Annotated in this window: 9 protein-coding genes and 1 pseudogene; 8 read left to right on the forward strand and 2 right to left on the reverse strand. The window is 68.4% G+C overall.

The window, feature by feature from the left end:
* Positions 1 to 525 (forward strand): 4-hydroxy-2-oxovalerate aldolase family protein (locus tag QOC69_RS09490; protein WP_526438707.1); only part of this gene is annotated, 525 nt, incomplete at its 5' end.
* A 192-nt stretch (positions 526 to 717) separates the two neighbouring features.
* Positions 718 to 2,022 (forward strand): hypothetical protein, encoded by a 1,305-nt coding sequence (locus QOC69_RS09495; protein WP_526438709.1) that lies wholly within the window; start codon positions 718 to 720, stop codon positions 2,020 to 2,022.
* Between the two features lie 19 nt (positions 2,023 to 2,041).
* Here QOC69_RS09495 and QOC69_RS09500 read toward each other — a convergent pair whose 3' ends face one another.
* On the reverse strand, positions 2,042 to 2,599 hold the full coding sequence (locus QOC69_RS09500) for a hypothetical protein (RefSeq protein WP_526438711.1): 558 nt from the start codon (positions 2,597 to 2,599) through the stop codon (positions 2,042 to 2,044).
* A 221-nt stretch (positions 2,600 to 2,820) separates the two neighbouring features.
* Here QOC69_RS09500 and QOC69_RS09505 point away from each other — a divergent pair, with 221 nt between their 5' ends.
* The 6 genes from QOC69_RS09505 to QOC69_RS09530 all read left to right on the forward strand — a co-directional run bounded on the left by QOC69_RS09505 (position 2,821) and on the right by QOC69_RS09530 (position 8,870).
* Complete coding sequence (locus QOC69_RS09505; RefSeq protein ID WP_526438713.1) at positions 2,821 to 3,219, forward strand: hemophore-related protein; 399 nt, start codon at positions 2,821 to 2,823, stop codon at positions 3,217 to 3,219.
* Between the two features lie 42 nt (positions 3,220 to 3,261).
* The gene (locus QOC69_RS09510; RefSeq protein ID WP_526438715.1) at positions 3,262 to 4,254 is read left to right on the forward strand and encodes a permease; all 993 of its coding nucleotides are present in this window, start codon (positions 3,262 to 3,264) and stop codon (positions 4,252 to 4,254) included.
* Positions 4,251 to 4,967: a TIGR03943 family putative permease subunit gene (locus QOC69_RS09515; protein ID WP_526438717.1), complete on the forward strand. Its 717-nt coding sequence runs from the start codon at positions 4,251 to 4,253 to the stop codon at positions 4,965 to 4,967. Before QOC69_RS09510 ends, QOC69_RS09515 begins: the two co-directional genes overlap by 4 nt.
* 10 nt (positions 4,968 to 4,977) lie before the next feature.
* The gene (locus QOC69_RS09520) at positions 4,978 to 6,171 is read left to right on the forward strand and encodes a serine hydrolase domain-containing protein (RefSeq protein ID WP_526438719.1); all 1,194 of its coding nucleotides are present in this window, start codon (positions 4,978 to 4,980) and stop codon (positions 6,169 to 6,171) included.
* A gap of 29 nt (positions 6,172 to 6,200) precedes the next feature.
* Positions 6,201 to 8,288 (forward strand): RecQ family ATP-dependent DNA helicase, encoded by a 2,088-nt coding sequence (locus tag QOC69_RS09525; RefSeq protein WP_526438721.1) that lies wholly within the window; start codon positions 6,201 to 6,203, stop codon positions 8,286 to 8,288.
* 111 nt (positions 8,289 to 8,399) lie between these two features.
* Positions 8,400 to 8,870: a hemophore-related protein gene (locus tag QOC69_RS09530; protein ID WP_526438723.1), complete on the forward strand. Its 471-nt coding sequence runs from the start codon at positions 8,400 to 8,402 to the stop codon at positions 8,868 to 8,870.
* A 26-nt stretch (positions 8,871 to 8,896) separates the two neighbouring features.
* Here QOC69_RS09530 and QOC69_RS09535 read toward each other — a convergent pair.
* A pseudogene (locus QOC69_RS09535) lies at positions 8,897 to 9,123 on the reverse strand (NAD(P)-dependent alcohol dehydrogenase); the annotation flags it as partial.

Consider the following 9,123-nt stretch of genomic DNA (forward strand, 5'->3'; position numbering starts at 1 on the left):
GGCGCGCTGGTGCTCGAGGGCGTGGCCGACAGGGTCGCCGCGCTGGTCGCCGAGTTGGGGTCGGATGCGCAAGTGGGCTTCCACGGCCACGAGAACCTTGGCCTCGGCGTGGCGAACTCCGTGGAGGCGGTGCGTGCGGGCGCCAAGCAGATCGACGGAAGCACCCGCAGGTTCGGCGCGGGCGCTGGCAACGCGCCGGTCGAAGCCATGATCGGCGTGTTCGACAAGATCGGCGTGAAGACCGGCATCGACTTCTTCGAGATCGCCGACGCCGCGGAGGACGTCGTGCGGCCCGCGATGCCCGCCGAGTGCCTGCTCGACCGCAACGCACTGGTCATGGGCTACTCCGGGGTGTACTCGAGCTTCCTCAAGCACGCCATCCGTCAGGCGGACCGCTATGGCGTGCCGGCGCACAAGCTGCTGCACCGGGCCGGGCAGCGCAAGCTGATCGGCGGTCAGGAGGACCAGCTGATCGACATCGCGCTGGAGATCAAGCGCGAGCAGGACGCGGCGGCGTCGGCCTAGCTGGCCCTCGATGGCGGTGACTGCCTCCGCGATTTTCTGCGTTGTGGGCAGCAAAGTTGGCGTATCGGTAGTACCATCAGCGAAGCGAAATCAAGCTCTCTTGTCATTAGCTGACATAAATCGCTTGGTGGCCGAAACGGGAGTGTTGCTCTTCACTGCTTTGTCACCGCGTCGGGGTCGGAGGAGGAAATCATGATCAGAACCGTTTGCTGTTTCAGTAGTGTTGGCATCGCCGCGGTCGGTGCGGGGGCGTTGCTGTTAACTCACTCCGGTTTGTTCACCGCTAACCCCGCACCTCGCGCTATTCCCGAGGTCCGGCCTGCGGCCTTCAGCTTCGCCGAGATCTATCCGTGGGTGGTTGCGCCGGGGCCGTCGACCAGCAGTGCTGGCGCCGTCGACTTGTCTGCCGCCGCTTTGACTGCCGCCGGTGGCGCCCTACAGGTGGCAGGGAATGGCGCCCTGCAGACCGTCAATCAATTGGGTCCGCTCGCGTTCGATCTCAACTCGATAAGAGCATTCAGTGCCAGCCAACCGCCGCCCGGTAGCAACACGGCCACGGGCAACTACACCGACATGGACCAATGGGTGACCGGGGTGCCCGGCCTGGCCAGCAGCACCGGCGCGTTGGGCTTCACCGACAACGTCGCCGCGTGGGACCCCATAAACGGCACCCACGCCGGCGTCCTACAAACCGCCAACCAAGTCGGCCCAGCCTTCTTCAACCTCAACGTCCTCAAGGCCATCGGCTTCACCCAAGCCCCGGGCGGCGGCCTTCTGCCTCTGCCCAATGGTCTGAATGACAACTTCAGTGCCGTTGACATCGGCCGGTGGTCAGCCGGAATACCTGGAGTCATCACCAACACCGGCACCACGGGCTTCGTTACCTCGGACAACTTCACCGGTGGCCCTCCAAACGACTTCCGGACCGGCGGCCTGCACACCACGACGCAGGTTGGTCCGATGACCTTCGACTTCAACGTCCTGCCCGCCATCACCACCAGTCTCGGTCCGCCTGGCATCTCGTTCTCGCTCGCGCCCGACATGACCGCTGGCAACACCCCGTTCGCGCCATTCACTCCGCCGACGCCTGGCGTGGTCCAGCCTGGTGGCGGGCTTCCGATTCCGGCGGCACTCAGCGCTCCGGCCGTGAGCCCTCTGGCCGTCAGCGATCCGGCACCGGCGGCCCGCGTTGACGGAAGCGAGACGCCGATGCCCGAGGCCTCCCGGATGAGCGCCTCGACGCCAACGGTCGTGATACCTGGGGTCAACGGGGCTCCCCTCGCCAAGACACCGACCGGTACATCTGGCGCCGGTACATCCGGAGTTGCCGGAGGCGCTCAGTTCACGCCGGTCACCGACGCGCTCAACAATGGGATCGGCGCCTTCACCAATGGGGTCGGCGCCTTCGCGAATGAGATCGGCGCCGTCACCGGCACCCGCCCCAAGACAGCTAGTGGCACCGAGTCGACCGGCGCCGACGGATCCGGAGAGGGTTAGGCCGGACGTACCCGGCAACTCACTTGCACAGCTCGACGACTCTCACGCTGGTCGCCTCGAGATCATGGAGGCGCGCGACCTGGCCGGCGTCGCCATCGGTGGTCCCGGCCAATGCGTTGATCGCGAGGTCTTGAAGGTCGGTCGCGACCGAACGCAGTAATCCAGCCAACTCGGACGGAACTGCAGGATTCAGATTGTCGACGAGATGCTGGCTACCGACGGCCATCGCCAAGCGCGCGTTGGCAGCGACTGCCTGCACCGCGATCGGATCCGTGCCCATGTCGGCACCAGTTTGCAGGGCGACCGCGGTGCGGACGCGGCCGTAGGCATCGCACGCACGTCCCTTGGCCTCGGCGATCTGCTGCGCAGTTGGTGATGGAGGGGTGTTGGACGACGGGCGCGTCAGCGCCCAGATCGCAATCCCCAGCGCGACGATCGAGATCACCGTGGGTACGACGGTGGCCAAGCGCCACACGATGCGCGGTTTGGGATGGGCCGGTGCGTCATCTGAATCTGGCTGCGGGTGCGCTGCCGGGCCATCTGGCTGCTCTTCGTCCGGCTCAGCGCTATGCGTCATGGTCAACGGATCGTAACCGCTGGTTTGCCACATCGGCACCGGCATGCGAGGCAATCTAGCCGGGCTAACCAAGATTTCTGAAAACGCCGATTAGTACGGCGTGTCCTGCGCCGATGGCGGCGGATCGACGCTCCGCGGCGCCGGGCGAGTGTTTAGTCCGCGATCGAACGGCTAGGCCTTGGGATGCGATGAAACCATCGCAGATCAAAGGAAGGCATTCGATGAATTCGAAGAAGACCACAATGACCGCCCGTCGCGGCCTGTACGGCGTCCTCGCCGGTGGCCTGCTGGGAGGCATCGCATCCGCCGCGATCGTCATGCCGAGCGCAAACGCCGCGCCGGACGAGTGCAGTGCCAGCGGCATGGCCACCACCCAGAGTTCGGTGTCGCTGTCCATGAGCACGTACCTGCAGACCCATCCCGACACCAACCAGGCGCTGACTGACATCTCCAAGCAGTCGCCCGGCCAGGCCGAGGTGTCCTACCGGACCTACTTCGAGGGCAACCCGAAGGTGGCTGACGAGCTCAAGGTGATTCAGCAGCCCGTTACAGAGCTGGCCACGCAGTGCGATACCCAGGTATCGCCGAATGCGGTGACCGACGCACTGAAGTCGATCTAACCCACGGGTTCCACTGACAGACAACGGAGGCAAGATGGGGCGGTGACCGCCGTCCCGACCGAGCACAAGCGACGCGTCGGTTCCCTCGAGATCTTGCTGTTGAGCCTCATCGCGCTGGCGGTTTCCGCTGGCGCGATGAGTGCGTTCGTGGCCGGTGATCCAGACCTGAGCACGGCGGCGACCGTGTTTTGCGGCGTGTTCGTCCAGGCGTTGCCGTTCCTGGTGCTCGGCGTCGTCGTCAGCGGGCTGATCGCCGCGTTCGTCAGCGCAGAGCGGTTGTCGCGCTGGTTGCCGCACAGGCCCGCGTTGGCCGTGGCCATCGCCGGAGTCGGCGGTGCCGCACTACCCGGGTGCGAGTGCGGATCCGTTCCGGTGGCGCGTCGACTCTTCGGCCCGGGTACGAACGGGGCGGCCGCGCTCACGTTCATGCTCTCGGCGCCCGCGATCAACCCGGTCGTGCTGGTCGCCACCGCCGTCGCGTTTCCCGGCCAGCCCGCGCTGGTGCTGGCTCGGTGCGTGGCCTCGCTGGCCACCGCGGTCGCGATGGGGCTGCTGTGGTCGCGCTTCGGTCGCGACGAATGGGTGACCCGCGATCTTCCCGAGCCGCCCGCCGAGGGGTCGTCCCGGTGGACCGTCTTCACCGAGGCGGCACGCCACGACTTCCTGCAGGCCGCGTCCTACCTCGTGGTGGGGGCCGCCGCCGCGGCGGCGATGCGCGTGCTTGTCCCCGCCTGGGTCTTCGAGCACCTTGCGGGCAACCTGCTCATCGGGGTGGTGACGATGGGCCTGCTGGCGGTCGTGCTGGCGCTCTGCTCGGAGGCCGACGCGTTCGTGGCGGCCAGCCTGACGATGCTTCCGCTGGTGCCGCGGTTGGTGTTCTTGGTCGTCGGACCCGCGTTCGACGTGAAGCTCGCAGCCATGCAGGCGGGCATGTTCGGCCGCCAGTTCGCGGTGCGGTTCGGCCCCGTCACGTTCGTGGTGGCCACGGTGATCGCGACGGTCGTGGGGCTGGCGCTGCTGGGTGGTGGCACGTGAGCCGGGGCACCCAGAACGTCGTCCTCCTGCTGGTCGGGCTGAGCACCGCGGTGATGCTCGTCAAGGGCACGTACCTGAACTACGTGAAACCGGGACTGCTGCCGTGGCTGATCGCGGCCGCGGCGGTGCTCGTCGTCCTCGGGCTGGTGGCAGTGGTTCGCGACCTCCGGCAGGCGGCAGGCGCCGACGGCGATCACGACGAGCACGGTCATAAGCACCAGCCGTGGCTGGCGTGGCTGCTGCTGATTCCGATCGCGATGGTGGCGTTCGTGGTGCCGCCCGCCCTCGACGCCCGCGGGGCGAGCCCGCAGGCCGCCGTCAGCGCACCGCAGCGCAGGCCGTTCCCTCCGCTGCCGCCTGGACCCGCGCCCGTGGTGTCACTGCCGGAGACGGTGATGCGAGCGGCCGCCGACTCCACCAACTCGCTGGATGGCAGGTCGATCACCCTGACCGGTTTCACGCTGCACCACCCCGGCGGCGTCGACCTGGGCCGGGTCGTCATCGTGTGCTGCGCGGCCGACGCGCAACTCGCCCGCATCCACCTCACCGGTCCCGGCGCCGCGGCGGCGACCGGCTATCCCGACGACACCTGGCTGCGGATTCTGGGCGAGATCCTGCCCGGTTCGGCGCAGGCCGGCGACGGCTTCATCCCCACGATGTCGGTCGCGAGCGTGACCCGCATCGACAAGCCGGCCAACACCTACGCGTACTAACCATGTTTGGATGACGCCCGTGATCACCTTCCCCGGCTTCGCCGACGAGGGCTTCGGACCGGTCGCCGACGCGTTCGTCGAGAATTTCCGCCGGGGCAGCGAGATGGGCGCGGGGTGCGCCGTGTACCACGACGGCCGACTGGTCGTCGACCTGTACGGCGGCACCGCCGACGCTGCTACGTCGACACCGTGGACGGCCGACACCCTGACGATCGGCTTCTCCGTGTCCAAGGGCTTGATGGCGCTATGCGGCTACCTGGCCCAGCAGCGCGGACTCCTGGACTTCGACGCTCCGGTCGCCACGGTGTGGCCGGAATTCGCCGGGAACGGCAAGCGGGACATCGTGATTCGCGACGTGTTCTCGCACCGGGCCGGACTGATGGCCCTCGATGCGGTGCTGACCCTGGATGACGTCCTGAACTGGGAGCCCGTGATCCGGGCCATCGAGGCGCAGCGACCGCTGTGGACGCCGGGAACGGCGTACTCCTACCACGCGCTGACCTTCGGATGGCTCACCGGCGAGATCCTTCGCCGCGCCACGGGCAAGATGCCGAGTGCGCTGCTCGCCGACTACCTCGCCGACGACCTCGCTGTGAACGCCTGGATAGGGCTGCCCGCCGACGAGCAGCACCGGGTGGCCCGGATGCATGCCCCTCGCTCGAGGATCCGGCGCACCGCCTACCGCGTGCTGCCGAAGATCCTGCAGCGAATCGGCAGGGCGACCGCGGTGCGGGCAGTCACGATGGGGGCGGCGTTCCCCTTCTCGTTGATCGACGGCTGCGCGGGCGATTTCAACTCCCCGGCGGTGCATTCCGCCCAGATCCCCGCGGCCAATGCCATTCTCGACGCTCGAGCGCTGGCGACCATCTACGCCGCGGCGGTGTCCTCGGTGAACGGTGTGCAACTGCTGACGGACGATTCGATCGCCGATGCCGTCAAGGTGCGTTCCGCCGGCCCCGGATGGCACGCGGCACTCAATCCGCCTGGCATCCGCTTCTCGACCGGATTCCTTGTCAACGGCATCCCGTACCGACCACTGCTGTCGGACTCGTCGTTCGGCCACGACGGTGCGAGCGGCAGCCTCGGCTTCGCCGACGCCGTGAGCCGGACCGGCTTCGGGTACGTCAACAACCTGATCGGCGGGGGGCGCGATCGACGCGCCAACGACCTGACCGCTGCGCTCCGGCGCTGCCTGGATCACTAGCCGTCAGACCCGGCGGGCACTATTGCGGCATGGCGACCCGCGATCAGGCCCAGGCGATCCTCGAGCAGTTGGCCGGACCGCAGGCGGTGCTGCGCGACGACCAGTGGGTGGCGATCGAAGCCCTGGTCGTGCAGCGGCGTCGCGCGCTGGTGGTGCAGCGCACCGGCTGGGGCAAGTCGGCGGTCTACTTCATCGCCGCCAAGCTGCTGCGCGCCACCGGTCACGGGCCCACGGTGATCGTGTCGCCGCTGCTGGCGTTGATGCGCAACCAGGTGGCGGCCGCCGAGCGGGCCGGCGTCCACGCGGCCACCATCAACTCGAGCAACGTCGCCGACTGGGCCGAGATCCACGAACGGGTGCGCCGTGGTGATCTCGACGTCCTGCTGGTCAGCCCGGAACGGTTGAACAACCCCGACTTTCGCGACCAGGTCCTTCCCGCGCTGGCGCACGACGCCGGCCTGGTGGTGGTCGACGAGGCGCACTGCGTATCGGACTGGGGCCACGACTTCCGGCCGGACTACCGCCGCATCCGCACGCTGATCGCCGAGCTCGGAACGAACGTCCCTGTGCTGGCCACCACGGCCACCGCCAACGACCGCGTGGTCGACGACGTGGCCAGTCAGCTGGGTGTGGGCGGTCGCGACACCCTGGTGTTGCGTGGCGGGCTGGACCGCGAATCGCTGCGGCTGTCGGTGGTGAACGCGGGCAACCCGGCGCAACGCGCGGCATGGCTTGCCGCACACATTGATTCACTGCCGGGCTCGGGCATCGTCTACACGCTGACCGTCGCGCAGGCACACGACGTCGCGGCACTGCTGCGCGAGCAGGGCCACCCGGTGGCGGCCTACACCGGTTCGACCGAGACGGCCGAGCGTGAACAACTCGAGGCCGACCTGCTCGCCAACCGGGTGAAGGCGCTGGTCGCCACGTCGGCGTTGGGCATGGGATTCGACAAGCCCGACCTCGGGTTCGTCGTCCATCTGGGTGCCCCGTCCTCGCCCATCGCGTACTACCAGCAGGTCGGTCGCGCCGGGCGGTCGACGGCCAGTGCCGAGGTGGTGTTGCTGCCCGGCCGCGAGGATCAGGAGGTCTGGCGTTATTTCTCGTCCGTGGCGTTCCCGTCGGAATTGATGGTGCGCAACGTCATTCGGGCACTCGAGCCCGACCGCCCGCAGTCCACACCGGCGCTCGAACCGCTGGTCGACCTCGGCAGGACGCGGCTGGAGATGGTGCTCAAGGTGCTCGACGTCGACGGGGCGGTGCGGCGCGTCAAGGGCGGTTGGATCGGCACCGGTGAGCCATGGGAGTACGACGAGGCGAGGTACCGCAAGCTCGACGAGGCCCGCAAGCGCGAGCAGCAGGCCATGCTCGACTATCAGGCCATCGACGGCTGCCGGATGGCCTTCCTGCGGGGCCAACTCGACGATCCCGAGCTCGCCGAAGGCGAGCGCTGCGGTCGCTGCGACAACTGCACGGGATCGCGCTACGACGCCGAGGTGGACGCGACGGCGGCCGAGGACACCCGGCAGCGCCTGATGCGTCCCGGGGTGGAGATCACCCCGCGCAAACAGTGGCCGTCGGGCCTTGGCAAGCTCGGCGTCGACCTGAGCGGACGCATCGGCGACGGGCCCTCGCCGGGGCGGGTCATCGGCAGGCTGACGGACCTCGGCTGGGGCGCCCGGTTGCGGCGTCTGCTCGACGAACCCGACGGCGAGGTGTCCGATGACGTCGTGCAGGCGGCCGTGAAGGTGCTGGCGTCCTGGGAGTGGGCGACGCGGCCCACCGCGGTGCTGGCGCTCGACTCGGACAACCATCCGAAGCTGATCACGTCGCTGGCCCGCGAACTCGCCAGAGTCGGCAGGCTGACCGACCTCGGCACGCTGCAATATGCACCGGAACGCCGGCCCGTGACCGCCGCCAACTCGGCGTACCGCGTCGCCGCGCTGCACGGGTCGTGGCTGCCGCCGGACCCGGCCGTGATCGGCACGGCGGGCGGGCCGGTGCTGCTGGTCGATGACGTGACCGACACCGGGTGGACGCTGACGATGGCTGCCCGTGTGGTGCGGGCGGCCGGCGCACCGGACGTGCTGCCCTTCGCGCTGGCCAGCACCAGCTAGAGATGCTCAGGGGCCTCGCCCATCACATTGGTAACACCGCGCGGAGATCCAGCGAAGTCATGTGCAGTGGCCGAGTCATAAGGGGTTGGCCGAACGAAGGAGCATTTGCCCATGGCCTTCCCGACAATCACAGCCAAGACCGTGATTCGGCGATCCGCACTCGGAGTGCTCGTCGCGGGCGCCGCCTGCGCGGCACTGACGTTGCCCTCGGCCAGCGCCGATCCCGCCGACCCTGCCGAACCCACGGCGACCACGGAACCGACGACGCCTAGCGTTGCGGCCGCTCCCGCCGCCTCCGCCGCAGACGACTGCAACGCCGCCGGGCTGGCGACGACCATCAGCTCGGTGACGGCGTCGCTTTCGACGTACTTCGCGGCCCATCCCGACGTCAACGAGGCGCTGATCGACGCGACCCGGCAGCCGGCGTTCGTCGCGGTCGGACAGTTCGACGGTTACTTCAAGGACCATCCGGACCAGGCCGACGACCTTCGTGCCATCCAGGCTCCGCTGGCCGCCTTCAAGGATCGTTGCGGTTTGCAGGTGTCGCCCACCGACGCCCTCACCGTGCTGGCCGACGTCTAGGCCGAGTACTCGTCATGGCTTGAGGGTCACTGCTGCGGGTGGATCACCGCCTTGATCGAGTCCTTGACGCGGCTGGCCAGGGTCAGCGCGTCGGCGGATTCGGCGAGCGGGAAGTGGTGCGTGATGAGCTCGCTGACGTCGATCCGGCCCGACGACACCAACTCGATCGCCAGTGGCCAGGTGTGGTTGTACCGGTTGACGAGGCTCAGCGAGACCTCGTTGACGTTGAGCTCCGCCAGCGGCAGCGGGACGT

Source organism: Mycobacterium sp. (genome assembly GCF_032162105.1).
GTDB lineage: Bacteria > Actinomycetota > Actinomycetes > Mycobacteriales > Mycobacteriaceae > Mycobacterium.

What these genes read in the sequence shown, in the direction of transcription:
- QOC69_RS09530 (WP_526438723.1), top strand. Translation starts at nt 8,400, where the DNA reads ATGGCCTTCCCGACAATCACAGCCAAGACCGTGATTCGGCGATCCGCA.
- QOC69_RS09500 (WP_526438711.1), bottom strand. Translation starts at nt 2,599, where the DNA reads ATGACGCATAGCGCTGAGCCGGACGAAGAGCAGCCAGATGGCCCGGCA.
- QOC69_RS09525 (WP_526438721.1), top strand. Translation starts at nt 6,201, where the DNA reads ATGGCGACCCGCGATCAGGCCCAGGCGATCCTCGAGCAGTTGGCCGGA.
- QOC69_RS09505 (WP_526438713.1), top strand. Translation starts at nt 2,821, where the DNA reads ATGAATTCGAAGAAGACCACAATGACCGCCCGTCGCGGCCTGTACGGC.
- QOC69_RS09520 (WP_526438719.1), top strand. Translation starts at nt 4,978, where the DNA reads ATGACGCCCGTGATCACCTTCCCCGGCTTCGCCGACGAGGGCTTCGGA.
- QOC69_RS09495 (WP_526438709.1), top strand. Translation starts at nt 718, where the DNA reads ATGATCAGAACCGTTTGCTGTTTCAGTAGTGTTGGCATCGCCGCGGTC.